At 48.9% G+C, this 26,159-nt stretch carries 23 protein-coding genes; 10 read left to right on the forward strand and 13 right to left on the reverse strand.

The genetic code is table 11. The annotated features are described in order from the left end of the window. Nucleotides 1-9 precede the first annotated feature (9 nt). The 3 genes from QUA25_RS08200 to QUA25_RS08210 form a co-directional block, all read right to left on the reverse strand. Entirely contained in the window at nt 10-1,077 is a 1,068-nt protein-coding gene (locus QUA25_RS08200; RefSeq protein WP_333036958.1) for an LOG family protein, read from the reverse strand. A gap of 189 nt (nt 1,078-1,266) precedes the next feature. Next, the gene (gene trxA / locus QUA25_RS08205) at nt 1,267-1,590 is read right to left on the reverse strand and encodes a thioredoxin (RefSeq protein ID WP_006631199.1); all 324 of its coding nucleotides are present in this window, start codon (nt 1,588-1,590) and stop codon (nt 1,267-1,269) included. Between the two features lie 507 nt (nt 1,591-2,097). After that, the gene (locus tag QUA25_RS08210) at nt 2,098-3,261 is read right to left on the reverse strand and encodes a GuaB3 family IMP dehydrogenase-related protein (RefSeq protein ID WP_333036959.1); all 1,164 of its coding nucleotides are present in this window, start codon (nt 3,259-3,261) and stop codon (nt 2,098-2,100) included. A 122-nt stretch (nt 3,262-3,383) separates the two neighbouring features. Here QUA25_RS08210 and QUA25_RS08215 point away from each other — a divergent pair, with 122 nt between their 5' ends. Together QUA25_RS08215 and QUA25_RS29440 are read left to right on the forward strand one after the other, a co-directional pair. Beyond that, the gene (locus QUA25_RS08215; protein ID WP_333036960.1) at nt 3,384-3,959 is read left to right on the forward strand and encodes a hypothetical protein; all 576 of its coding nucleotides are present in this window, start codon (nt 3,384-3,386) and stop codon (nt 3,957-3,959) included. Between the two features lie 123 nt (nt 3,960-4,082). Then, entirely contained in the window at nt 4,083-4,289 is a 207-nt protein-coding gene (locus QUA25_RS29440) for a hypothetical protein (RefSeq protein WP_445302057.1), read from the forward strand. Here QUA25_RS29440 and QUA25_RS29445 read toward each other — a convergent pair. Next, entirely contained in the window at nt 4,275-4,394 is a 120-nt protein-coding gene (locus tag QUA25_RS29445) for a polysaccharide deacetylase family protein (protein ID WP_445242225.1), read from the reverse strand. The genes QUA25_RS29440 and QUA25_RS29445 overlap by 15 nt on opposite strands. A 245-nt stretch (nt 4,395-4,639) precedes the next feature. On the opposite strand from QUA25_RS29445, the gene QUA25_RS08225 reads away from it, so the two are divergent. Together QUA25_RS08225 and QUA25_RS08230 are read left to right on the forward strand one after the other, a co-directional pair. Further along, complete coding sequence (locus tag QUA25_RS08225; protein ID WP_333036961.1) at nt 4,640-5,101, forward strand: transposase; 462 nt, start codon at nt 4,640-4,642, stop codon at nt 5,099-5,101. A gap of 168 nt (nt 5,102-5,269) precedes the next feature. Then, the gene (locus QUA25_RS08230; protein WP_333036962.1) at nt 5,270-5,605 is read left to right on the forward strand and encodes a hypothetical protein; all 336 of its coding nucleotides are present in this window, start codon (nt 5,270-5,272) and stop codon (nt 5,603-5,605) included. A gap of 194 nt (nt 5,606-5,799) precedes the next feature. Here QUA25_RS08230 and QUA25_RS08235 read toward each other — a convergent pair whose 3' ends face one another. From QUA25_RS08235 to QUA25_RS08255, 5 genes are all read right to left on the reverse strand, one after another. Beyond that, nucleotides 5,800-6,993, reverse strand: a complete 1,194-nt coding sequence (locus QUA25_RS08235; RefSeq protein WP_333036963.1) for a response regulator — start codon at nt 6,991-6,993, stop codon at nt 5,800-5,802. A 266-nt stretch (nt 6,994-7,259) separates the two neighbouring features. Then, on the reverse strand, nt 7,260-7,448 hold the full coding sequence (locus QUA25_RS08240) for a hypothetical protein (protein WP_333036964.1): 189 nt from the start codon (nt 7,446-7,448) through the stop codon (nt 7,260-7,262). Then, the gene (locus tag QUA25_RS08245) at nt 7,449-7,631 is read right to left on the reverse strand and encodes an NfeD family protein (RefSeq protein ID WP_333036965.1); all 183 of its coding nucleotides are present in this window, start codon (nt 7,629-7,631) and stop codon (nt 7,449-7,451) included. A 79-nt stretch (nt 7,632-7,710) separates the two neighbouring features. Continuing rightward, a complete protein-coding gene (locus QUA25_RS08250) occupies nt 7,711-7,899 on the reverse strand; it encodes an NfeD family protein (RefSeq protein ID WP_333036966.1) in 189 nt (62 codons plus the stop codon). 29 nt (nt 7,900-7,928) lie between these two features. Further along, nucleotides 7,929-8,135, reverse strand: coding sequence for an NfeD family protein (locus tag QUA25_RS08255; RefSeq protein ID WP_333036967.1), 207 nt, complete (start codon nt 8,133-8,135; stop codon nt 7,929-7,931). 214 nt (nt 8,136-8,349) lie between these two features. On the opposite strand from QUA25_RS08255, the gene QUA25_RS08260 reads away from it, so the two are divergent. From QUA25_RS08260 to rodA, 3 genes are all read left to right on the forward strand, one after another. Further along, the gene (locus QUA25_RS08260) at nt 8,350-10,761 is read left to right on the forward strand and encodes a tetratricopeptide repeat protein (protein WP_333036968.1); all 2,412 of its coding nucleotides are present in this window, start codon (nt 8,350-8,352) and stop codon (nt 10,759-10,761) included. A gap of 61 nt (nt 10,762-10,822) precedes the next feature. Then, nucleotides 10,823-11,170: a VOC family protein gene (locus QUA25_RS08265; RefSeq protein ID WP_190661613.1), complete on the forward strand. Its 348-nt coding sequence runs from the start codon at nt 10,823-10,825 to the stop codon at nt 11,168-11,170. A gap of 316 nt (nt 11,171-11,486) precedes the next feature. After that, nucleotides 11,487-12,746, forward strand: coding sequence for a rod shape-determining protein RodA (rodA, locus tag QUA25_RS08270; RefSeq protein WP_333036969.1), 1,260 nt, complete (start codon nt 11,487-11,489; stop codon nt 12,744-12,746). A gap of 281 nt (nt 12,747-13,027) precedes the next feature. On the opposite strand, the gene QUA25_RS08275 is transcribed toward rodA, so the two are convergent. Both QUA25_RS08275 and QUA25_RS08280 read right to left on the reverse strand, forming a co-directional pair. After that, nucleotides 13,028-13,255, reverse strand: coding sequence for a hypothetical protein (locus QUA25_RS08275; RefSeq protein WP_333036970.1), 228 nt, complete (start codon nt 13,253-13,255; stop codon nt 13,028-13,030). Between the two features lie 48 nt (nt 13,256-13,303). Next, a complete protein-coding gene (locus tag QUA25_RS08280; RefSeq protein ID WP_333036971.1) occupies nt 13,304-14,665 on the reverse strand; it encodes a proton extrusion protein PcxA in 1,362 nt (453 codons plus the stop codon). 52 nt (nt 14,666-14,717) lie between these two features. Here QUA25_RS08280 and QUA25_RS08285 point away from each other — a divergent pair, with 52 nt between their 5' ends. From QUA25_RS08285 to QUA25_RS08295, 3 genes are all read left to right on the forward strand, one after another. Then, nucleotides 14,718-16,928: a recombinase family protein gene (locus QUA25_RS08285; RefSeq protein WP_333036972.1), complete on the forward strand. Its 2,211-nt coding sequence runs from the start codon at nt 14,718-14,720 to the stop codon at nt 16,926-16,928. Nucleotides 16,929-17,308: 380 nt separating this feature from the next. Next, complete coding sequence (locus tag QUA25_RS08290; protein WP_333036973.1) at nt 17,309-20,620, forward strand: Ig-like domain-containing protein; 3,312 nt, start codon at nt 17,309-17,311, stop codon at nt 20,618-20,620. A 34-nt stretch (nt 20,621-20,654) separates the two neighbouring features. After that, nucleotides 20,655-23,609, forward strand: coding sequence for an Ig-like domain-containing protein (locus tag QUA25_RS08295; protein WP_333036974.1), 2,955 nt, complete (start codon nt 20,655-20,657; stop codon nt 23,607-23,609). A 256-nt stretch (nt 23,610-23,865) separates the two neighbouring features. Here QUA25_RS08295 and QUA25_RS08300 read toward each other — a convergent pair whose 3' ends face one another. Both QUA25_RS08300 and QUA25_RS08305 read right to left on the reverse strand, forming a co-directional pair. Continuing rightward, nucleotides 23,866-24,570, reverse strand: coding sequence for a rhomboid family intramembrane serine protease (locus QUA25_RS08300; RefSeq protein ID WP_333036975.1), 705 nt, complete (start codon nt 24,568-24,570; stop codon nt 23,866-23,868). Between the two features lie 454 nt (nt 24,571-25,024). Then, entirely contained in the window at nt 25,025-26,122 is a 1,098-nt protein-coding gene (locus QUA25_RS08305; protein WP_333036976.1) for a DJ-1/PfpI/YhbO family deglycase/protease, read from the reverse strand. Nucleotides 26,123-26,159 lie beyond the last annotated feature (37 nt).

Here is a 26,159-nt window from a genome sequence, read left to right on the forward strand (position 1 = left end):
AACTAATAACTACTTTTGTTCTGGATGCGCCGCCGCCGGCGAAGCTGCACCCATTTGATTAATAGCAGCAATTAGCTGATAAAGCCGCCCCAAATCCCGCTGGTTGAAATGCAAAACTAGGCGCGGCATATCGAAAGTTGCATCTCCTATTTCCGGTTCCAAAGCTTGACTTTTTTCAATTTTTCCGGTGACAACAATATCGCTAAAATCAGTATTTAGGCGATCGACATTATCATCAGAAAGCTCTGTTTTCAATCGAATTACCAATTTTTCGCGCACGTAGCGGCAGGAATGATAAACCAGATAAAAACTACCGATCGCCTCGCAAGCGACATTTATATCGTCAGTAATCGTATACAGGCTGCGATCGTCGGGTGAAATCAAACCCCGGCCCCGCAATTGTTTTTGCACAAAATAATTCCAATCGTGCCAATAATCTCCTCCCGGTCGATCGATCAATACCACAGGAGCCGGCCCGAACTTGCCAGTTTGAATCAAAGTCAGACACTCAAAAGCCTCGTCCAGAGTGCCAAAACCGCCCGGAAACAGAGCTAAAGCATCGCTCTCCCGGAGAAAAAATAACTTACGAGTGAAAAAATATTTAAAATTGAGCAATTTGGGATCGCCGGCAATGAAAGGATTAGAACTCTGCTCGAAAGGTAACTGAATGTTCAGCCCAAAAGAACGTTCAGCAGTCGCCCCCTCGTTCCCCGCCTGCATAATTCCGCCGCCGCCGCCAGTAATCACCATAAACCCCTGCTGGGCGATCGCGCGTGCAAAGTCTCTGGCCAGCAAATATTCCACAGATTGCGGTGACACCCTCGCCGAACCAAAAATCACAATTTTGCGAACATGGCGGTAAGGATAAAACATCTCAAAAGCGCTCTCCATATCTCGGAGCGACGCCGCAATAATCTTCAAGTCTAGGCGATCGAGATCCTCTCTGGCCATTTGCACTATAGTAGAGAGCGATCGTTCGATCCACTCAGAGTGCTTCAACATTGGCAAGCGATCGAGCAAATCCATCACTTCAGCTTGGAGGGACTCAAAACCTTGACCAGACCGAGAACGAATCATGAATTTTTCCGAAACGGTAACAATTTGTGGCTAATAAAAATTAAGGGGCAAGCCAAAGTTATAAGCTAATAGCCACCAGCAAATTGCCATGCTGGCGACTAATAACTTTTCCCGTAGCTTTGCCCCGGTTCTGAAGCGAGTTAGCTTTCGCGGCCCACAAAGAACAGCGCGAAACTGCTCGCAGTTGGGTTAAATGTACTTTTCCAGAGTGTTGGCCAGAGTAGTTTTCGGAACTGCCCCAACCACCATATCCACACGTTGACCGCCCTTAAATATCATCAGCGTCGGAATGCTGCGGATACCGTATTGGCTGGCCACGTTAGGATTCTCGTCGGTATTAACTTTTACTACCTTGACCTGCCCTTCATATTGCTGGGCAATTTCGTCTACGACGGGCGCCACCATCCGACAGGGCCCGCACCAGGGAGCCCAAAAATCCACTAGAACTGGAACTTCGCTATCGAGCACTTCCTGCTTAAAGGTAGAGTCGGTTACTTGCGCGGCTGCTGACATCCCTAGCCATCCTTGTAAATACTATTTCTCGGATAACAAGTCTAGCAAAAAATGTAACCACTTGCGTCAACCATTTTAAGAGAAGGCTTCTGAAGGAGACCGTAGAAGGAAGAGGGAAGAGGGAAGACGGTAGAAGGAAGAAGGCACAAGGTTTCTGAAGGAACAAGGCACTGATGTTTCCGAAGGCACTGATGTTTCCGAAGGCAGAATGCACTTATATAGAAGAAAAAGTCTCCCACTCCCAGACTCTCCCCCTCTCCCACTCTCCCCCTCTCCGGAGCTACAAGCCTCAGTTCTGTATCTAGTAAGCAAGAGCCAAGATGTCCGGCAAAAAAGGAACCGCCCGAACAGTAGTCCGGGCGGAGTGTGGTGTGAGGAGTGAACGGAAACATGCGTCTCCGCTTCTTCTATTGTGACATCTCCTTCTCGATAATTCCACAATATTCTGTAAATTTCGAGACTCTTGAACAAATTTTGTCAAGGTATGCTGGTATTTGATCGGTAAATCTACTTACCCATGCCCAACTGCTGAGCTTTTTGATAGACTTTACCCTCCGTCAGCAGAGAAGGAGCAATTACCACTTCCACTTGCTGCATCTCCTTAATATCCTTAGCGCCCAAGGTACCCATGCTAGTTTTCAGAGCTCCGAGCAAGTTGTGCGTACCGTCATCTAGCACCGCAGGCCCCCGCAAAATTTGCTCCACAGTACCCGTAGTCCCCACACGAATGCGAGTGCCGCGCGGCAAAACCGGGCTCGGAGTCGCCATCCCCCAGTGAAAGCCGCGGCCGGGAGCTTCGGCGGCCCTGGCAAAGGGCGAACCAATCATCACTGCATCGGCACCGCAGGCAATGCACTTGCAGATATCGCCGCCGGTAATTAAACCGCCGTCAGCAATCACCGACACGTATTTGCCAGTTTCGCGATAGTAGTCGTCCCGCGCGGCGGCGCAGTCTGCTACCGCTGTGGCTTGGGGAACGCCGACACCCAATACGCCCCTAGATGTGCAAGCAGCCCCCGGCCCAATGCCCACGAGAATGCCCGCAGCGCCAGTTTTCATTAAATTCAGAGCGACTTCGTAGGTGACGCAGTTACCCAAAATTACTGGTATCGGCATCTCTTGACAGAATTGTGTCAAATCTAAAGATGAGATTGATTCAGGGGAAAGGAAAGCAGTCGAGACTACTGTTGCTTGCACAAAAAATATATCGGCTCCCGATTCAGCAACCGCCCGGCCGTATTTGCTCGCGCCGGCCGGTGTACCGCTGACGGCGGCAATCCCTCCTCCTGCTTTAATTTCTTTAATTCTCAGGTCGATTAATTCTGGCTTGATGGGTTCGGCATAGAGTTGCTGCATCAGGGAAACAAATTCGTGGTTCCCGACACTGGCGATGCGCTCTAATATTGGCTGGGGGTCGGCATAGCGGGTTTGAATTCCTTCTAGGTTGAGCACGCCCATTGCTCCCAATTCCGACAGCAAAATGGCCATGCGGACATCGACTACTCCATCCATGGCGCTGGCGATGATCGGGATTTCTCGATCGATCCCGCCAATCTGCCACTTGGTATCTGCCAAACTCGGATCGAGGGTGCGCTGTCCGGGTACAAGCGCAATTTCATCTATGCCGTAAGCTCTGCGAGCGCTTTTGCCCCGCCCAATTTCAATATTCACGCTGTTTCACTTCCACAATGTATTTAAATTAGACTAACAAAAAGTTAGCCCGCCCGAGTTTAGCTATCGCACGGCTGTCTTTAAAAAAAGCTCGGCACTGATTCTGATTGTATTCCGATTATATGAAATCGAAGAGGATACTTTTCCTCAGCAACAGTCACGGGGAAGACTCGATTAACTGTCAAATTCTCAAAGCTTTAAGAGTATCTGGCGCGGATGTTGATGTTTCGGCAATGCCGATTGTAGGTGACGGGGCTGCTTACCGCCGATCGACCGTGCCAATTATTGGGCCCACCAGTCAAATGCGGTCTGGGGGAGTTTTTTACATGAATCCCCTGTTTTTCCTCAAAGATGTTGGGGCGCGCCTAATTGCTTTGACTTGGCAGCAATTGCAGGCTGTTTGGACGCATTCGCGCCACTGCGATTGGGTGGTGCCAACTGGGGATATTGTCGCTGCGGCGATCGCCCATGCCAGCAACCGCCCCTATATAATTTTTCTATCGGCTCATTCTAGTTATTACGAGGGGCGAGTCGATTTGGGTTTAATCTTGTGGCAGTTGCTTTGCTCAGAGAAATGTCTGGCGGTTTTTACTAGAGATGCTTTGGCTGCTACTGACTTAAACCGACAGGGTTTAAAGAAAGCTCAGTTTGTCGGCAATCCTGTCATGGACAACCTCAATTCTACGGGCAAAGATTAGGAATTAATATCCGGAGTTCGGACGATCGCCCTTCTCCCCGGTTCTCGCCTCCCGGAAACCACCTAGAACCTCGTTTTGCTCCTGGAACTGGTTAAAAAAATTGCTACTAACTCTGCTTTACAGGTGCAGTTTTGGGCAGCTTTAGTTCCGACTTTGATGCCTGAATTAGATTTTCTTGCAGCCAGAGCAGCATGGCAAATGCGATTTGTGAGATTAGGAATGGTTTGCCAACTCATCTCCCCTCGCGACAATCATTTTCACGATTTCGGGATGTTTCTCAATATTGCGATCGATTTCAAAAAGAGTTGCTTTAACTTAATAGCGGTCTAAGATATCTAAAAGCTGATTTGTATAGGGAGAATAGGGTCCGTGGTCGTAGGTGAGGGCAACAACTTTCACTTCAGTATCGGCGCGGTTGATGCAGGGTAAGAGCATCTCAATCAAGCTTTACAAAAGGAGTTGATAAGAGTCATCATATAACAATACTTCGGACAGTTTTTTAACGGCCCTGTAAGCCGATCGCGAGAAAGCCCTGCCATTTTTAACGCATTTTAGGAAACTTAGGGCGCTTACTTAAACCTTGAAATAATAGTCCACCATATAGCCAGTCTGGGTTTCGGACACTCGATTAGATATAAAACTGTCCGAAGTATTGAAAACCTGGAGTTTCATTATATACATTGGAGGTCGGTCGTTGTTGTTTAAACTGTCAAATTAGTTTGGCTTGTATTTCTGAGGTTCAAGCCAATGGCAAAATCAAAAATGCTTTATTGTTTAGCACTGATATTCACCTATCACCTGAGCAAATTGTTGAATATTATCAGGCTCGCTTCCAGATTGAATTTATTTTTCGGGATGCCAAGCAATTTACGGGATTGTCTGATTGTCAAGCTCGTCATCTACCACGGCTTGATTTTCATTTTAATGCCAGTCTTATTGCCTTAAATTTAGCCAAACATCAACTCTATAGTTGTCATTCATCTGCCAAGTCGTTTGTGTTTTCTATGGCCTATTATAAACGTCTGGAATTAAATAAGCATCTACTTTCTAGCTTTATTGATAAGTTAGATTTAGACCCGGATTTGATTTTAAATCACCCTAACCTTCCTTCAGTCTTGTCTTATGGTACTCTGGCTGCTTAAAAACTGTCCGGAGTATTGAAACAGGACAATTAAAAATTATTGACTTTGGCTTATCTACCATCCTATCCCAAGAGAATCCCACCCTCAAAAGTCCTAATATTCTAGAAGGGACATTAACTTATATTTCCCCCCAACAAACAGGCAGGATGAATCGCTCACTAGACTTTTGTGCCAAAACCGTTCCACACAGAAGCCATCTTTGACATCATGGCTAAACATTGGGGAATCCTTTATATTTATCAGGATCAAGAGCTACCCTGTCCCCCTTCTAATGTGACTGGAGAACTGTTAAATTTCACTCGTTTATTAGCAGCGATGTCAAAAAAATGGATGGTAAAATTATATGAAGCAGCTATTGACGCTGATTGGGAATTAGTTTTTCAACTCCTAGAGGAGATTCTTGAATCTCACGCTTTCGAGCTTCAAACTCTCAGAAATTGGGTGAGGAAGTTTCAGTTTGAGAAGATTCTCGATTTAAGTGAACCCTTGGTTGGTGAATATTGATATTTTTAGGAATTACACAGGGGTAGTCAGAAACCGGCTTTTTTTAGGATAATACTTGGTTACACCCCGTAGATTCCCTAAAAAACCCGGTTTCTGGATCAGATTGCGTAAGTCCTGACGAAAAGACGCAGTGCAGCCCGTAGATTCGGTAAAAAACCCGGTTTCTGGGTCAGATTGCGTAAGCGCCGTTTATCCTATTTGATAACACGCCGTTTGTTCTGTTCGATCATTGACTTTAATGCCGACTGTTTTAAGTCCGTAAGATCACGGATGGTAATTGAGCAACCGTCTCCCAATCTCACAGCAGTGAAATAATAGCATTTGCCGTAATTAGTTTCTAGATGAACCTCTCCTTCAAGCGATTCTCCAGTCTCAACAACTTCTACTAACAAATCAAACAATCCTGGACTCAATTGATTAAGCAGTTTTTTCAGAACGGGTTCGCCCGCGAGTTCGGTTCGTTTTTTTCCTAAGAGTCTGGCAAAGACAGGGTTAACTATCAAGCAGCGAAAATCTTCAATTTCTCCAGCGATATCCCCCCTCATCGCCTCCACTGCAGCTATTCCATCCAGAGATGAGTTTAGCAAGTTTGCCAACAGGGTGCGAGATTGGTAGGCAATTTCTGCGGTTTGCTGGTGTCGCTCGATTGCTTCTTTAAGCTGGCGTTTTTGGTGCTGGATAGTGACCTGAGTTTCGAGGCGAACTAGCACTTCTTCCAACTGAAAAGGTTTAGAGATGTAGTCAGCTCCCCCTACCTTAAAAGCTTTGACTTTATCCAGAACTTGATCGAGCGCGCTTAAGAAAATAATCGGAATTTCTGAGGTGTTTTCATCCGATTTTAGGGCTTCGCAGACTTGATAGCCATCCATGTCTGGCATTTTAATATCCAGCAATATAGCATCGGGGGGATAATGACGAACCGTCCTCAAGGCCATCGCACCCTTGGTGACGCCGCGAACTTTGTACCCCTCGTTAGTTAGAATTCTTGTTAGAAAACGCAGATTCTCTTGGATGTCATCAACAATTAAAATGTTTCCTTTGTAAGTTTGTAATTCATTGATGTCACTTTCTCCTACCGAAGCCATCGTCATAGGTTCGCCTTGGACTTTGGCATCGACGATCGCACTTGTGGTGTTTTGCTTCTCTAGCAGAGAGCGGAAGTTATTTTTAGTAACTTTTTCTCCCATTACGTCTGAAAGCCGCTGCCACAGGATGGCAGCTAAATCTTTGATATGTCCTATGCTCAGGTACAAGCTGTCAGCAAGTACACTATAAGTTGCGTTTTCCCAAGCAGCTTTTAAGATTTCTTTTTCAAGCAAACTTAACGTTTTACTGGTCTTGGACTCTAAGGCTGATTCGATAAATTCTAGGGCTTCTTGAAAAGTCATGTACAAATCGATCTCATCGGGTAAGGTTTTTCCAGTTTTACACCCTAATTTTGAGTTATGCACCGTACTAACTCGGTGGAGAAATTTCTAATAGCTATTATGACAGACTTATTGACAATTACGCTCCGGGGCGATCGCCCTCGATCCTGATTCCACCTTGTCGAGATATGCAAAAGAAGCTCGCGGCAGCCTAATTCTTTTGAGGGCGATCGCCTTAAACCCTTTTCAGCACAAGGCTTTTAAGTTGCGTGTCACCCCCTGAACGCCTACAAAAAAACCGCCGACAAAACTGTCAGCGGTGAGTTGTGGTTGAGGTCAAACTCTAGAATCTGGAAATTAACAGAGGCGAGAAGTACGATCGCGCGCTTGAAGAGAAATGTATCGAGATAGAAACGCGATCGCAAATTTATTTGTTCTACCCTCCGATAACTCCCCACCTCCAGATTGCTTTCCAACTACGCTTCAACTATCAGAGTAATGTTGTCAAGGCTCACGACGCGAACAACTTCACCGGGTTGCAAAGTTATTTCTCGAACGCACTTGGCAGGCCACCAACTGCTTTGAAATCGCACACTGCCGGACTGATTTGGTTTAATTTCTTCTTCAACGATCGCTCTTTCCAAATGGCTGACAGTCATGATTACTTTCTCCTGCTTCTAGGTTGGCCTGAACGTTGGGAGGCTATAAACCTATAGCTCGACTCCCTAAGCCATTGATTTATAACGACGCTTCAACTATCAAAGTAATATTGTCAATTCCGACTACGCGAACCACCTCACCAGGTTCAAAAGTCAGGTCTCGATCGCACTTCGCCGGCCACCAACTGTTTTGGAAACGAACGCGACCGGACTCATTAGGTCGAATTTCTTCATCCACGATCGCTTTTTCGGAATTCTCAAAATTCATGATTGCTTACTCCCGATTGTAGATTTGCCTTAACTTTCAGAATTGATGGCAAACGACGCTGCAACGATCAAAGTAATATTTTCAATCCCCACGACCCGAACCACCTCACCGGGTTCAAAAGTCATGTCTCGATCGCACTTCGCCGGCCACCAACTATTTTGGAAACGAACGCGGCCGCATTCTTGAGGGCGAATTTGTTCATCTACGATCGCTGTTTCAACATCGTTAATAGACATAGCTGCTTTCTCCTGAATATAAACTCGACTTGATTGGTGTGTAAGTTAGAAGCTTGCCTGTCAACTTCCCCTCCACACTCAACAGTATCCCCGGCCAACCTCGGCCGTGTCAGTCGGGAAAAGTCTATACAAGTCCACTGTTTGAGCGTGTAAGCGAGTCGGAAAAAGTCTGTTAAAGTTGTGTCAGATAGGTAACGCTAAACCTGGTGACTAAATGGAAGCCGATCGTGCACTGGATTTTACCAACTCGTTACTTGTGGCTCGAAACCTGAAAACTCTCGACAACCTTGACAGCGCGATCTTTCGCGAAGCTTGGCAAGGCGTGCAAGGCAGGACGTACCAACAGGTTGCAGATAGTGAAGGGTATGGAGTAGGGACTGTTAAGGACGCTGCCTCTAATTTGTGGAAGCGACTTTCAGCGCTGTTTGGAGAAGGCGAAAAAGTCAAAAGAGACAACCTTCAAGCGGTTGTAGAGAGGTATTGGCGCAGCTACTCGAAACTAGAACCGCAGTCGGGACAAACTGTTCCGGCCCAAGTATCTCCTGGACTTGATGCGGATTTGGAAATCGAAAACCCGAATTTTTTGGGCCGCTTCGGGGCGATCGAAGATCTCAATACTCTTGTCGCCCAAGGTGCAAAAGTGATTGTCATCCAAAGTGCCGGCGGTATCGGCAAAACAACTTTGGCCAGACAGTATCTCAAATCTCAAGGGTTCGATCGGGTAATTGAACTGTTGATGGCAAAAGAGACAGAGAACATCACGGCCTTGGAAAGCGCGATCGAAGAATGGCTCAAGCAAGACTTTCAGGAAGAACCAGGGCCAGACTTTGGCGTCACCCTGGGGCGGCTGAAGCGGCAGCTTCAGACTCATAAAGTCGGCGTATTAATTGACAATTTGGAAGCCGCACTCGACGGACAAGGTAAGTTTATTGAACCGCACCGGCTTTACGTGGAACTGTTGCGAGTTTTGGCTGACGCAGCGGTGCAGTCGGTAACGCTGATTACCAGTCGCGATCGACTTTGCGATTCTGATGTCACCGTCGAACACTACTTGCTTCCGGGATTAGAGGTGGAAGTTTGGCGGCAGTTTTTTAGCTGCCGCAACATCAATATAGATGATGTCGCCCTCAAGGAAATGCACAAAGTTTACGGCGGCAATGCCAAAGCAATGGGCATTATTTGCGGCACGATCCGAGAAGATTTTGACGGAGACATGGCGGCTTACTGGCTGGAAAACAGCGACCATCCACTCGTTGAAACAGACTTAAAAAATTTAGTTACCAGTCAATTTAACCGCCTCCTCGAACTCGATTCGGAAGCCTATCAACTCCTCTGTCGCTTGGGCTGTTACCGCTATCAAGATGTACCGACAGTCCCTACTGACGGACTTTTGTGTTTGCTGTGGGACGTGCCGGAAGCCGGACGGCGACAAATCATTAAATCGCTGTTGCACCGATCGCTAGTCGAGTCTCAGAAGGGCGAATACTGGCTGCATCCAGCAATTCGCGAAGAAGCGGTCGATCGGCTCTCGCCCGGAGACTGGGAAACTGCAAACCGCAAAGCCGCCGAGTTCTGGAGCGAGAGTGTTGAAAATATTGAGACTGTAGAAGATGCGCTGAAAGCTTTTGAAGCTTACTATCATTATGTAGCAATTAGCTGTTTCGAGCAGGCCGCGAGCGTTATCCTCAAAAAAATCAATATCCAGTTTGCAAAAGATTACAATCTCGGTAGAGCGCTCTACAAATTAGGTTTCTTGCAGCCAATAATTTCAGCAACTACTCGGATCGTTAACAATGTGACTTCTGATTATTATTTGAGCGGGTTATACAGTATTTTAGGTATTTGTCACAGGATCTTAGGTGAAATAAATCAAGCCATAGAATGCCATCAAATATCAGAAATAAAAGCCACTAAATCTTTGCAAATTTTAGCTAAAAGCGGCGAACCGGAAAACGGCAAACAAGCTAATCTGGAATTCTGGAAAGTTAACGCTGCAATTAATATAGGTTTTTGTCAAATAGAAATGGGCGAATTAGAATCAGCTATGGAGATATTTGTAAAGCTGAAAAATTCGCGGGACGAAATCGGGATTAATAGCTATTCGATCGATGTCGGGTTAGCTTTCCTCAACTCCTGTGTCGGAGCCAAAAAAGAGGCGGAAGAGCTCGCCGAAAAACTGTATGCCGATCGGGAAAACAGTCAGTTGGTGGGTACGGGATACAAGTTAGTTTTTCTCGCCGCCACCTATCAAAACCTGGGAGAGACAGAGAAAGCTTTGAGCTTGTACCGCCAAGCGATCGCCCAAGCCGACCAAAACCAGTACAACACCATCAAAGCCAAAGCTCTCAGCGCTATAGCAGCGCTGTACCGAGAAGGGGGAGAAATTGACCAAGCCCTGCAGCACCATGCAGAAGCAATAGAAATACTCGATCGAGCTAGCGCCAAATTAGACCGAGCCCAAGCTTGCTATCAACTAGCACTAACAGAACAAAAACTTGGTAACACCGAGAAAAGTGAAGAAAATTTTGAGCGTGCCATTCAACTGTTCAGCGAAATGGACGCTAGCAAACAAGTAGAAAAAGTACAGTTAGCCGCAACAAAAAAAACAGAAAAAATAGCTAATTAATCGAGCAAAAAATCCGAAAATAGATACAATAAATGAAAGAACAACCGTAAACTTTGTAGATATGAAACTAAAACGATTGGGACACGTAGCCGTCTGCGTGCAAGACATAGAGAAGTCTGCTGAATTCTACCGCAACTTGGGTATGGAGTTAGTCTGGAAAGATGCAGACTGGGCTTATTTGAAAGCAGGAGAGGACGGATTGGCGCTGTTGAGTCCGAGTTACGACCAAGCAGGGCCGCATTTTGGGTTTGTATTTGACGATCGTACCGAAATGGAATCCGCTTACGAACAACTCAAAGCTGATGGTGTTTCCGTCACCCACATCCACGAACACCGCGACGGTACAGCATCCTTCTACGGCAGAGATCCAGATGGGAACGGCTTCGAGTACCTTTACGAACCGGCCTGACTATTTTCGGACTTGCGGATCGCGACGATCAGGCTATTGTGCGATCGGGAACCGCCCCCTGTCACCTCAAACCTTGATTTGTCGTTCCACATCCTGGTAAGGTACCCATCGGCGCACCCTACATGGAGATTTTTGGGCACGGAACCCCTAGCCCGTTGCTGACGGCCCGGAACCTCGCTGCAACTCCCCGAATAATGTGAGGTACTCACACCGACGCTTCTACAGTAAGGTGCAGGCTGTGAATCCGAAATATATCCACAAGTTCCGAAAATCAGCTCGATAATCTAAAATCTAAAATCTAAAATCTAAAATCCTCATGTTGCAGAGAATACAAGTCAGAAACCGCTGGAAATTCATCTTCAAACCCTGGGAAGAAGCAGACCCTTGGCTGTTTGCCGCTTGCATCGGCCTCACCATCTTCGGGGGCATCATGATCCGCAGCGTCGAAATCAACCAGGGGCTGATCGACTGGTGGCGGCACTGGGTAACTGGGGCAGTCGGTTTGTTCCTCGCCATCATCATTTCCCGCTGCCGTTACCAAACACTGCTTGAGTGGAAATGGCCGATTTACATATTAATCAATTTGTCCCTGATCGCAGTGCGCTTTATCGGTACTACAGGGCTCGGTGCCCAGCGGTGGATCAACATCGGCGGCTTCTACCTGCAACCGTCAGAATTTGCCAAAGTAGGCATGATTGTCACTTTAGCAGCTCTCCTGCACGACAAGACTGTTCCCACGGTGGGTAATATGTTGAGGATGCTGGCGATTATGGCTGTACCCTGGGGATTGATCTTTGCCGAACCAAATTTAGGTACTTCCTTAGTCTTCGGCGCGATCACAATGGGGATGTTTTACTGGGGTAATGTCAATCCCGGCTGGCTAATATTGCTATTCTCTCCTCTAATCTCAGTTCTCTTTAATAACCTGTCTACACCGATTTGGATAGCCTGGGTAGTTGTTGCGGGTATTATCGCTTGGCGAACCCTGCCTTGGCCGTGGTTGGGGACTTTCGGTGCTGTGTTGGTGAACGTTGTTTCTGGACACCTGGGACATATTTTTTGGAATGTGCTCAAGGATTATCAAAAAATGCGCCTGACAGGGTTTTTAAACCCCGAGAAAGACCCTTTAGGCAGCGGATATCACTTGATTCAATCTCGGATTGCTATTGGGGCCGGGGAGCTCAAAGGCAGGGGTTTATTTCACGGAACGCAAACTCAGCTTAACTTTATTCCCGAACAGCATACGGACTTTATCTTTTCAGCTATTGGCGAAGAATTGGGGTTTATTGGCTGCATTTGCGTGCTGTTGGTGTTCTGGATCATTTGTTTCCGGTTGGTGACGATCGCTCAAACTGCTAACGATAATTTTGGTTCTTTGCTAGCGATCGGCGTACTGTCAATGTTGATTTTTCAGGTGTTCGTAAATATTGGCATGAACATTGGCTTGGCTCCAGTTACGGGCATTCCCCTGCCTTTCCTGAGTTACGGGAATGCGTCGCTGCTGAGTAATTTTCTCGGCCTGGGACTGGTGGAGGCGGTGGCAAGCCAGCGACAGCGCAAGAAGCGTTGGAATTAGGTCATTGGTAATTGGTTCTGGGAATGCGATCGCGCTTTTGATTTCTTTCGAGAGATTCTGCGGGCGAGCGCATTTTTTTTGCATCGGCCTAGGCGCATCTAAATTTTACGCTTCCTGAGCGGAAGCTTTATGACTGTCAAGTTTGATAAAATTCTTGTGGGGTGCCCACGAGAACCCGCCCCAAAATAAAATTTAGAGGCCCAACAGCTTAAGTATATCAACTTAATTAAACCACTCCGGACGCAAACAATAAATGCTTTTGTGCGCTATGGGTAAGCCACTCAGTGTGCAGTGGACGCCCTACTGAGGACGTGATCAATGCCTGAAACCATTGCTATTATTACATCTTTTTTTCTTCTTCCTTCCTGCTTCCTTCTTCCTGCTTCCTTCTTCCTGACATCCGTTACATCCGTTGAGCGAATCCGTTGCCGAACTTTCTTCTTCCTGACATCCGCTACATCCGTTGAGCGAATCCGTTGGCGAACTTCCTTCTTCCTTCTTCCTAACATCCGTTACATCCCGTACATTGCTCGTTGCCGAACTTCCTTCGCCTCTGATTATTCGTTCATATTCTTGTACGTAGCAACAGCCGAAGGCGAACTCCGGTTTAAATAACGGAATATCCAATACTTAAATACCGTATCCAAGATCACTGGAAACGTTGCAATGAACAAAAATATGAACTGCCTATTTTCTGGCAGTCCCAAATGCCTCGATACACCTTCAAGAACTACTTCCCAACCATGAGGCGAGTGGAATCCCACAAACACATCTGTAAACAAAATAATTACGAAAGCTTTCGCACTGTCGCTGAGCCCGTAAATCACATCGTCCATGAAAGACTTTAAAATCTCAATCTCTTTCTTGTTAGTGACGATAATCGCGGCAAAGGCAATCAAGGAAATCAAATCGGCAAAAATATTTTTAATAGCTCCACCACTTTCAGATCGGTATTCCTCCGCTAGTTCAACTGCTTTCTCGGCAATCTTCTTTTCCGTTTCCTCTAAAGAAAGCGACGGAGCCGTGCCTATTAACCTTTGAAATTTGAGGTGCTGCTCAAATCTCTCCAGTTCTTGAAATGCTTCTTCTTCCAGGTTAACATTTATGAAAAGAGGAGCATTTTCTTTTCCTCTAAAATGGTCCACCACCGGGCCGACTAAAAAGTTTTTGGAGATTTGATTCGTCAACAGCGGAACTAAAATCAAAAGCAAAATAAATCTGAGAGAAATAATTGTTTTTACTTTGGAATTGCGAAAATTCTTAACTACTTCTTTTTCTGCTCCAGGGTCTAAATCTTTAGTGATGCGATTCAAAGTTCCCAAAAGCGAGCGCGGTAATAAATTGACTTCTTCATAGTTAGTGTCAACCTCACCATCGTGAATCTTAACAGAATTAGCTGAACCTTTATTTTGGTCAAGTGGAGAGCTGCTATTGGTAGATTTAGCCTGCACATTTACTGAAGTGACAACCGGAACAATTGCCGTCGCTCTACTATTATTAATATACTTGTCGATGACTCCATCAATAAACTCTAGCTTCTCAAATATAAGGGATGCTCTATCTTTATTGTTGAGATGTAATCCATGCTGGTGATAATCAGCGCTGTGCCCCGTTTTCGGTTTGGCTCCAACTCGCTCCGGCAGTTCCAAAAAAGAACGGCTAGCATTAAACTCAACCATTCGGGTTTGGATGACCTTGAGGTATTTTTGCAGTTCGGATTTAAAGTACGACAGGGTGCTTTGTCCGTAATCTCCCGATCGATCAGAGATTCCTTGACCGCCAAAATGCTCGTCTTCGATCGCCTTAATTGCTAACGCAGCATCGTAGGCCTGTTCTAGAGCCCTCTCAGGCGTTTCTCGATACCATTGGTGAAGGCTGTAGAGATATTTTACAATCCTGTTCCACGAAGAAGTATTCATAGCTAAAGCTGGTTAGTTGGCTGTAGACATTAGTGATTAAAGTATTCACGGTATGGTAACAAATTTACATGAACTGAGAACGGCCAGCGAGGATTCAATTTGGATTGTCGGATCTGCCCGCAGTGGGAAAACCACTCGTTTAGTCGAGCAGTTCTGCATTTGGAGCAAAACTGTCAAACCCCTGCCCACAAAAGTTTCAGGGCGATCAAGTTCTGGGCGGCGGCGGGCCGGACAAACTGCCCCAGCAATTTTAGTCTTAGCAGCTAACGGAGACAACCGGCTAGAATTGGCCGATCGCATCGCCGTCGCTACCGAAGGAAAATATACCTTTCACTCCACAACGCCCTTCGGTTTTTTTGAGCAGGAGGTATTGTTATTTTGGCCCCTGCTAGTTCAGTCGCTGAATTTGAGGGCTCAATTTCCCCTGCGACTGCAACCTGAAACAGAACTGGAACTTGCCGCGAGACTCTGGCGTCGCGAACTAGACGAAGGCATTTTGCAACAAACAGGGGTAAGTCCAAACCGAATGGTGCGTCGAACACTAGACTTATTACAACTTGCTGCTGTCAGCGGTACGCCTAGAGAAGAGATTCCCAGCATTCTGGAACAGGGATTTGCTATCTCAGGCGGCTCGACCAACCTGTGGATTAGCATGGGAGAGTTGCTGGAAAGGTGGCGGGAATGGTGCTTGACGCGGGGGTTCCTGACTTACGGGATTGTTTGCGAACTCTACTGGCGCTATTTGTTGCCGGATAGCAGTTACCAGCAGCATTTGGCCTCTAGATACCAAGCTGTGATCGCAGACGATGTTGACGATTATCCGGCGATAAGTCGCCATTTGTTCGATCGAATGCTCGACCAAGGTGCGGCGGGGGCGTTCTCCTACAATCCAGATGGAGGAGTGCGTTTGGGCTTGGGGGCTGACACGGAATACCTAGCCAGACTCGAAGACCGCTGTCAAAGCGTGGAAAATTTGGACGCACAAGCCGGTTTAGCCCCAGAGATTGGAGATTTAGCGGTAAGTTTAGCAGTTAATACTGAGGGTTTTTATCCTTTAGGCTTGAGTTTGCCCGGATCGGTTCGATCGCTCCAAACCACTTCCCGGGCTCAACTGCTGCGAGAAACCGCCGAAATCATCGTGGATGCGGTGAAGTCACAAGCCGTGGAACCGCAGGAAATCGCCGTAATTGCCCCCGGGATGGATGCGATCGCCCGTTACAGTTTAACGGAAATTCTAGCGCGAGATGGTATCGCCGCCGTATCTCTCAACGATCAGCGCCCCCTCTCGACTACCCCAGAGATTCGAGCTTTACTCACTTTGTTAGCGTTAGTTTATCCGGGACTCGGCCGTTTAGTCGATAGAGATGGCGCAGCCGAAATGCTGGTAGTGTTGGGCAGCCAGAAACACCGTTCATTGGAAACAGAAGATTCCAACTCGACGTTCAATCTACAATCTCAAATCCACAATCAAAAATCGATCGACCAAGTGAGAGCAGGTTTAATTGCCGATCACTGTTTTCGTCCCGATCTCGAGCGACCTAAATTGCTGGAAATTACAGCTTTTCCCCGGTGGGACAGACTGGGACACCGAGCAGCCGGGGCCTACAAGCACATTGTCGAGTGGATCGAACAACAGCGGTCGCAACAGCAGGAGCGGCTGTTGCCGAGTCCAATTGCCCTGCTCGATCGAGCCATCCAGAAATTTCTCATGAACGACAGATACCTCCCCTACGATCGGCTAGCAGCCCTGCGCGAGTTAATGGAAACCGCCACCCACTACTGGGAAATCAACGGGCGAATGCAGCGCGTAGAACCAACAAACGGCGGCGACTCAGAAACCATCGCCCGGTTCATCCAGTTGTTGCGCCAAGGAACTGTCACCGCCAACCCCTTTCCAGTGCGTCCAGAAGGCCCAGCAGCCAGAGCCGTCACCCTCGCCAACATTTTCCAGTACCGCAGCAGCCGCCGCTCCCACAAATGGCACTTTTGGCTGGATGCCGGCTCGCCCCTGTGGCTGAGCGGTGGTGCCGCGACATTGTTTGGCGCTCCCTTATTTTTGCGATCGCAACTGGGGCGTCCCTGGGAAACCGAAGAGGAAACAGCGGCCGACCAACAGCGACTGCGGCGAATTCTGCTAGATTTGTTAAGTCGCTGTTCCCTGCTTTACCTTTGCCACAGCGAACTATCCGTCAGTGGACAAGAACAAACCGGGCCGCTTCTGCCCCTAATTAACAGCTCTGTTTCTTGTCAGCAGTCAGCATAAGACAGTCGGCTTCTGAAGGCAAGAGGCAGAGATGTATTCGTCATTGAACATTCGGAAAGAAAAAATTATGACGGCGAAGATTTTTATTTTTTCTGATTCTGGATAAATACACCGGGCTGACTCGCAGCCAGACTTCTAGGTTCTATCGAAATGGCGCGATATTAAAGTATACCCAAGATAGGCAGCAAAACCTGCAATCATTAATATTTTGAGATCAAAAGATGCCCAGCTTAAAAAATATCCATAGCCGTTGCAGTTTTGATTTAGTATGTTAGAAATGATGGGGTTATTAATCAATTTTAAGCCAGATTTGTGGCAACAAACTGATACTAATCAGTTCTTAAAGTTAATCGGGATCGTCGTTTAAAGGAGCCAAAATAATGCCCAGTGCAGTGCCAGTAGTAATTATACCAACACCAACACCAGAACCGCCAACACCGGAACCAGAAACGCCAACACCAGAACCAGAAACGCCAACACCAACACCAGAACCGCCAACCCCAACACCAGAACCGCCGACGCCAACTCCCTCTGGGGACGACACATTTGGTGGCATAGACGACACATTGGGCGGAGGCCAAGCTACGTCGCCCGGAATCATCGGCGGCGTAGTCCGTGGCGGAGAAACCAACGACTCCTTAGTTGGCAGTCCCGGGCCCGATGTGATTTCCGGGCTGCAAGGCAACGACAACCTGCAAGGAGGCGACGGCGACGATTTAGTATTCGGGGCAGATGATGACGACGTGCTGTTCGGCGCACCCGGCAACGACGTTCTCGACGGCGGTTTAGGACTCGATACGCTGTACGGAGGCAAAGGCAACGACTGCCTCGACGGGGCAAATAACCCCGACCTGCTGTATGGCAATGACGGCAACGACACGGTAATCGGAGGCGAAGGCAGAGACACGGCTTACGGCGGCAAAGGCAGTGACAGCTTGCGGGGAGGCTCTGGCGACGATAGCTTTTTGGGCGATCGAGGCGACGACATCGTGTGGGGCGACCAAGGTAACGACTCGCTCTTCGGCGGCGACGGCGAAGACTTGCTATTTGGCAACGAAGGAGGCGACTGGCTCTACGGAAACGCCGGCGGGGACACATTTTTTTCCGGCGACGGCGACGACATCGTATTCGGCGGTGACGGCGACGACATCGTGGACGCTGGTGCTGGCAACGACGTTATTTGGGGCGAAACAGGCAAAGACGTAGTGGCAGGAGGCGAAGGCAGAGATGTTTTCGTCATCGGTGCATTCAGTTCCCCCAGCGGCAGCAGCAGCGACGGCACTAACCCGGCATTTCTCACCACAGGCGGGCCAGATCTCGCCGATGCCGACATTTTCACAGACTTTCGCCAAGGCGAAGATTTAATCGGGTTAAGTGGCGACCTCAAGTTTGAAGATTTGGTAATCTTCCAAAGCACTGAGACCAAAGCTGGCAGTACAATTATTCGCAACGGCGTCAGCGGCGACTTTTTAGCAGTATTGCCCGGAGTAGACAGCAGAACCCTAGGGCGAAGCTCATTTGTAATTGCACCCACAGTTCCCGGCAGCGCAACTCCGCTTCCCCTGCCGACGCCGACAGACAGTCCGACGCCGACAACCAGTCCGACGCCGACAACCAGTCCGACACCGACAACCAGTCCGACGCCGACAACCAGTCCGACACCGACAACCAGTCCGACACCGACAACCAGTCCGACGCCGACAACCAGTCCGACGCCAGACGAGCCGCGGCCTACGTTCCCGGGGTCGCCGACGCCGACAGGAAGTCCGACGCCGACAGGAAGTCCGACGCCGCCGACACCGCCGACGCCCATCTTTAACCAACCTCCAAGAGCAGTTAACGACAACTTCACCACGGTTGCGGGTCAAGAACTCAGTTTCAACGTTCTGTTGAACGACACTGACCAGGAACAAAGCGCTCTGACTGTCACGACTTTTGCTCCAGCAAGCAAAGGGAGCCTGGTTCCCGTGGGCGGCGGCGTATTCAAATACACCCCGAATCCGGGCTTCTCGGGTACTGACAGCTTCAGCTACTCGATCTCAGACGGCAGCGGCGGCACAAGTAAGGCGGTAGTAACCCTCAACGTCAGTAGCCCGCCCCAGCTAATAATTAACGACGGTGTGGTGGTTGCCAAAAGTAATCCTACCCAGACAATCACCGCCGCCGATTTGTTAGTCACAGATCCCGACAACAGCCCCTTGGAAATCGTTTACACGATTACTAAAGCCCCCGATGCTACCAGAGGTTTTGTCCAAAGGGGTAGCACCTTTCTCAACGTGGGCGGCAAATTCACCCAAGACGATATCAACAACAACATCGTCAAATACAACTTGCTGGCAGCAGGTGGCAGCGACACTTTCACGTTTACAGCCTCCGACGGATCTGCAACTATCGGGCCGGCATCCTTCAGCATCACGGTGGTAGATAATATTGTCGATCGCAGCGCACTCCCGGCCAGCAGCTTTACAGGCAGCAACCTCAGCGACTTCATTCTCGGCGGGGCCGGCGATGATACCCTCGCTGGGGGCGACGGCAACGACATCATCGATGGCAGTGTCGGCAACGACCTCGAATTCGGTGAAGCAGGCAACGACTCGCTGGTGGGTGCGATCGGCAATGACACCGTTGACGGCGGACTGGGCAACGACACCGTTGACGGCGAAGACGGCATAGACTCGCTGATCGGCGGACTGGGCAACGACCTGATGTTCGGTGGCAATGACAATGACAACCTCTTGGGCGGTGACAACAACGACACCATTGAGGGCGGAACAGGTAATGACTCGATGTTGGGAGAATCCGGCGACGACTCGATACTTGGTGGCGCTGGGATCGACACCTTACTTGGTGGCATTGGCGACGACTCCCTCGAGGGCGGTGCAGGCGACGACATCCTCGACGGTGGACTTGGCAGAAACTTGGTCGACGGCGGTATCAATAACGATTCCATCTCCGGCGGCGACAACGATGAAACGATGTTGGGTGGAGAAGGCAACGACACTGGACTCGGAGGTTCGGGCAATGACTACGTGTTGGGCGAGGCCGGCAGCGACTCCCTCGACGGCCAAGCGGGCGACGACACTCTCGACGGCGGTGCCGGCAGCGACTGTCTCAGCGGCGCCTTCGGCAATGACTTGGTATTGGGCGGCGATGACAACGACTCGCTTTCCGGCGGTGCAGGCAATGACATTTTGGGTGGTGGCAACGGTTCTGACTTGCTCACGGGCGATGTTGGCAATGATTTCTTCTACTACGAAACTCCCAGCGAAGGCGTGGACGTGATTGCTGACTTTAACGCTAACGGCAGCGAGACCGACAGATTTTTGTTCAGGTCGTCAAATTTCGCAGGTTTAACCAACTCAGGAACTACTCTCGATTTCACCAGTTTTATCGTCAGGAATATCGGGTCTAGCGGCGACGACATCAGCAAGCAATCAGTCATTTTGTTTGAATCTAAATTTGATAACGCTCAAGCAATAAATGCAGTGTTGAAGAATCAAAAGGGTTCGAGCAAAACGGGAGCTTTCTTCGTGTACTTGAACAATACTTTTAACAAGTACGTTCTCGGCTTTGACCCGAATGTGGCAGATGACAGTCTCCCAGCTTTCGATTTGGGAGTGTTGAATTCTATTCCTACAGTGCCGGGAGCGCTCAGCACCGTCATTACTGCATCTGACTTTAAGTTTATTTAGTAGTTTTTGAGTAGCGTCGCAAGGAGGCGGAACAATGCCAGGTGCAGTACCACTAATTTTTCTCGAAGGGCGGCTACCCGATGAGAACGAGGATAGTTTGGATAGCGGCACCGTGCCGCAGCCTACGCCGTCGTCGGGAACGCAGCCGATGATGACGGGGACGCAGCCGATGATGACGGGGACGCAGCCTACGCCGTCGTCGGGAACGCAGCCGATGATGACGGGGACGCAGCCTACGCCGTCGTCGGGAACGCAGCCGATGATGACGGGGACGCAGCCGGACATTTCGATCACCCCGGTGCCCCGGCCACCTCTGACAGTTCCCACGCCTCCCCCAGAGCCACTTTTTGTCGATGGCTTAGTTGTCGCAAATGACGGCAGTAACTATTTAATCGGCAGCTTGTTCAATGACACGATTTCCGGGCGTGCCGGCGACGACACGCTTCTGAGTCGGGACGGGGACGATATAGTCAGGGGCGAAGACGGTAACGATTCTCTCAACGGTGGCGCTGGTAAAGATATCGTTGAGGGCGGGCGTGGCAATGACACGGCGCGGGGTGGCAAAGGCGATGACTTGGTTTCTGGCGACCAAGGCGATGACGTAGCTTTTGGCGACCAGGGCAATGATATTGTCTTGGGTTCAGAAGGCAACGACTCGCTGTACGGCGGTAAAGGCAATGACTGTCTGCGCGGAGGTGGCGAGGACGACCTGATTTTTGGCGACAAGGGCAGTGACACTGTTTTTGGCGACACGGGTAACGACTGCCTGATTGGCGCTGGGGGCAATGATATTTTGTTGGGCTCCGAGGGCGGGGATGTTATCAGCGGGGGTGTTGGTAACGATACTGGTGATGGCGGCGAGGGTGATGACCTAATCTTCGGGGGCGACGGCAATGATTCTTTGTCGGGAGATGCTGGGGATGATATTCTTTCTGGCGATCGCGGGTCTGATACTCTGACAGGAGGCGAGGGATCGGATATCTTTGTTCTCGGTAGGGTGGGCACGTCGGCTGGCAACGGGTTTCTCACTACTGGCGGCCGCGAAATCGGCGATGCTGATGTAATTAGAGATTTTAATGCCGGCGATTCGATCGGTCTGGCTGGAGGTCTGAACTTTACAGAGTTAGAAATTTTCCAGGGTCAAGGCTCGAATTCTAGCAACACGATTATTAGGGACAGGCGAACTGGGGAATTTTTGGCGGTGTTGATTGATGTTCGATCGAACTCGCTAGATGAATCTCGGTTCACTACAGCTCAAATACCGCGCGTCAACGACAATCCCTTCACCATTGAGGGGACAAGTCCGAATCCGGCAGCATCACCGGGAACAAGTCCGGCAGCATCACCCGGCACAAGTCCGGCAGCATCACCCGGCACAAGTCCGGCAGCATCACCCGGCACAAGTCCGGCAGCATCACCGGGGACAAGTCCGGCAGCATCACCCGCAGCCTCACCGGGGACAAGTCCGGCAGCATCACCCGCAGCCTCACCGGGGACAAGTCCGGCAGCATCACCCGCAGCCTCACCGGGGACAAGTCCGGCAGCCTCACCCGCAGCCTCACCGGGGACAAGTCCGGCAGCCTCACCGGGGACAAGTCCGAATCCAACTCCAACCACAGAGCCATTGCCGATACAGGTTCCGGGTACGAGTCCGAGTCCGACTGCGGGCGCAACAACTCCGAGTCCGAGTCCTTCGATAGTCCCGCTTCCAACTGCGGTGCCCCCAACTCCTCCGCCTTTGGGTGGCGGGCCGACTCCGCCGAGTTTTACATCTCCGACTCCTAACCAGCCGCCGCTCGTGGAAGCGGGCAAGACGGTGACTGGTTTGCAGAATTTGCCTCTGTCTCTGAGCATTTCGGCGCCCAGCGACCCGGAGGGCCAGCCACTGTTGATCGCGGTAGTCGGACTTCCCAATCCTACTTTTGGTCAGGTAATTACGGGTACGAACCCCGTCACCGTGAACCAAAAGCTAACCGTTCAGGATTTACTCGGGCTGAAATTTCAACCTGGAACAAACGTGATCGGGCAAGCCGGTTCTTTCAGCTACAGCGTAGCTGACGACCAAGGCGGCACGGCAGCAGCCTCAGTCGCAATTAACATCAATTCTTTTGATACCTCCGTAACTGTTCCAACTCTCCTGCCGCCGATTGCTGTGGATGACGGCATCGTATTTACCAATACGAATAATTTGCTGCCCACTTTCATCGACGTACTGGCGAACGATTCCAGCCCGCAAAAAGGGACGCTTAGCATTATCAATGTCAGCACACCACAACTGGGGGCAGCTGTAAATCTTGTCTCTCAAGTGCAATTCATCCCCGGCAACGTAGCGGGTACAACTGCTTTCACCTACAGCGTCAGCGACGGATTCGGGACAATTCCGGGCGTAGGTACTGTCACCGTTCAAATCTTGCCTGCAGATAGCGGGCCTAACAATTTAGTTGGGGGTTCTTTGCCGGACAATTTGGACGGTTTGGCGGGCAGCGATACTATTGATGGTCAAGGCGGCAACGATACGATTAACGGCGGTGTGGATAACGACGTGCTCGTAGGGGGCCTCGGCGCAGATACCATGACAGGGGGCGGCGGCAACAATCAATTCCGCTATACCAGCCCTGCACAAGGTGGCCCTGCCTTTGATGCGGCTTCTTCGGCGGCGATCGAGGCTGCGATCGCGGCGGGCGGATACGATGTGATTACTGATTTTAGCGGTCTCGGTGTGCCGATCGCCGATCAGTTTAATTTTGCCCCCGGATTTGCGAATCTCAGCGGTAACACCCAAGTTCTGCTGAATGTGCAGACAACGGTTTCTGCAAATATTCTGGGAGGAAGTGCTTTCTTGTTTGCCTACGATTCCGGTGGCAATACTTACATCATTTATGACGGCAATGGCAATAACCTCACCGGCAGCGATTCTCGCATTTTGGCGAAGTTAAATGGTGTAACTGGGGTTTCTTCTCTTTCGGAATTTGATTTGACGTTTATCTAGGAAGATAAGAGGTTTGAAACCGCAGATTAACGCAGATAAACGCCGATTTTGTTGGCAGTTTATCTGCGTTAATTTTTGTTCACCTGCGGTGAAAAATTAAATCTCATTATCTTCAGAAAACAATCCCAACAAAGAGCCAAGCATAGCACCAAACTTTTAGAAAAATTAGAGGTTTGAAACCGCAGATAAACGCAGATAAACGCCGATTTCCTGGGTACTTTATCTGCGTTAATTTGCGTTCATCTGCGGTGAAAAATTAAATCCGATTATCTTCAGAAAAAAGCCCCAACAAAGGGCCGAGAATAGCGCCGAAAACAAAGCCGCCAGCGTGGGCCCAGTAGGCAACTCCCCCGGATTCCATGCCGACACTTGCCGGGGCATTTAAAGAAGCCAAGCCACTCAATGCTTGCTGTGCAAACCAAAATCCTAAAAAGAAGAAAGCGGGGACTCTGACAGTGGTAATAAAAATTCCCAATGGAAGCAGTGTCAGAACTTTGGCTTGGGGATATCTGAGAATGTAAGCTCCCATGACGCCTGCGATCGCGCCGCTAGCGCCTAGGGAAGGAATGGCAGATGCTGAGGAAAAAAACCACTGAGTTAGTGATGCTAAAACGCCGCAAGTAAGGTAAAATATTATAAATTTGACGTGTCCTAAACGGTCTTCTACGTTGTTGCCAAAAATCCACAAAAATAACATATTTCCGGCAATGTGGAGAAAGCCTGCGTGCAGGAATTGGGAGCTAATTAGTGTTGTCCATTCGGGAAATGGCGAAACTGGCAGAGCAACCCGACACATATTGCTTAACTGGCAAGGAATTACGGCCCAAGAGTAGAAGAATTGGGTTAATTGTCGATCGCCCAAACTGAGTTCGTACAAAAATACTAATATGTTTGCGGCAACCAGCCCGTAGGTGACATAGGGAGTGATAGTAATGGGATTTTCATCGCGTAAGGGAACCACGGCCTTTTTTCCTCATCAAAATATTGGCAACACAGTAGCGCATTTATAGCCCAGGTGTCTCCTGTCTAAAGGAAGAGGGAACAAGTCAATCGATTTTAGATTTGAGATTTTAGATTTGAGATTTTAGAATTGAAGAAAGCGACTTGACGGATGTATCCGGGGGCTGGTTATCGGATACTAGATTTTTTTTTCTGCACGAATGAACCCGGGGGCTGGTAACGCCCCTGGGTGCCGCAAGCTTCCTTCAAATCCGCCGTATTCCGCTGAAACAAAAATAAAACCCATTTAAGAAAACCCTCCACCTTGCAGTTAGTTGAATATCTGCTTTTTAGTGTTGGGTTTTATTTGACCGCAAAGGCCTATATAGTAGGATTGCAGAGCAAGTTTGTAGTTGCGATATTGGTGGGGTTTTAACACCTCAACACAACTACAAACTTATTTGTCCCCTTGCTGATTACATTTTTACAGCGGGGCTAGTCGAAGGTTTAGGCGACTTAATTTCCTGGGAAACTGCACGGGCGCGGAAGATTTTAGCAACGACTTGTTCACACTTAGACAAATCCGATTCTATCTCTGTCAAAATCGCAGTTGATACCGGATCTGTGAACTTCACCCGCAGGTTATTGATATCGACAACACCAGTTTGCAAATCACCTAGAGTGCTCCGCAGCAAGAACGTTTCATCTGTTCCTTGCATCGAAGCTTTTAATTTAGCGTATTTGTCAGCAATTTGGGCAGGAATTGAGGGTTTTTCACCGAAATCGTTGAGGCGTTTTTCGAGAGCGAGGATGTGGTTCTGTTTGTTTTGAATCATTTCTCTCAAGAGTGATCGCAAATCGCTGTCTTGGGTTTTTTCCGCATAATTTTGAAACGCTTCGCAAGCATAGCGTTCCCCTGCGAGGGCGGTATTCAAACCTTTTACGATGTCGCCTTGTGTAGAGCCTCCCCAACCATTAGCTAATTTCCACCATTCTGCATTTGTGTCAGTTTCTTCTGGCAAACCGACTTCTTTTCCGCCGTAACCGAGGCGAGCCAGAATTGCAGTGGTAAATATTGCTAAATCTCCCGGTTGGCGGGAAGTTATCAAGTTGCCGTCAACTACTAAAGCTTCGTTAATGTAGTTAGCTCCGGCATTAATCATGTCTGTTTTAATTGCCAAGAAACCAGTCGCATTTTTGCCTTTCAGCAAGTCGGCTTCAATCAAAACTTGCGGGCCGTGGCAAACAGCAGCGACGATTTTTCCTTGCTCAAATGCTTCTCGTACAAAACGTACTGTATTGGGATTAGTCCGCATCATATCGGGAGCCATACCGCCGGGAATTATCACTGCATCGAATTCTGCGGGTACTGCTTCAGTGGTAGTTCCGTCAGCCTGCTGGGCAACTTTTCCTTGTTTCCCTGCATACTTTTCGTTTGTGCGCGAACCGAGGACAACTACATCAAAGTTTGCTTGTTTTAAGGCGTTGTAAGGAACTAGAAATTCCGAATCTTCTACTCCATTTTCGATGAGTATGGCAACTCGTTTGGTGTTGGTGCCGTTATCTGTTGTCATAATCAACTTTCCTCAGATTGTCTTTTCATCTAACATT

It is taken from the genome of Microcoleus sp. Pol17C6 (assembly GCF_036701145.1).
GTDB lineage: Bacteria > Cyanobacteriota > Cyanobacteriia > Cyanobacteriales > Microcoleaceae > Microcoleus.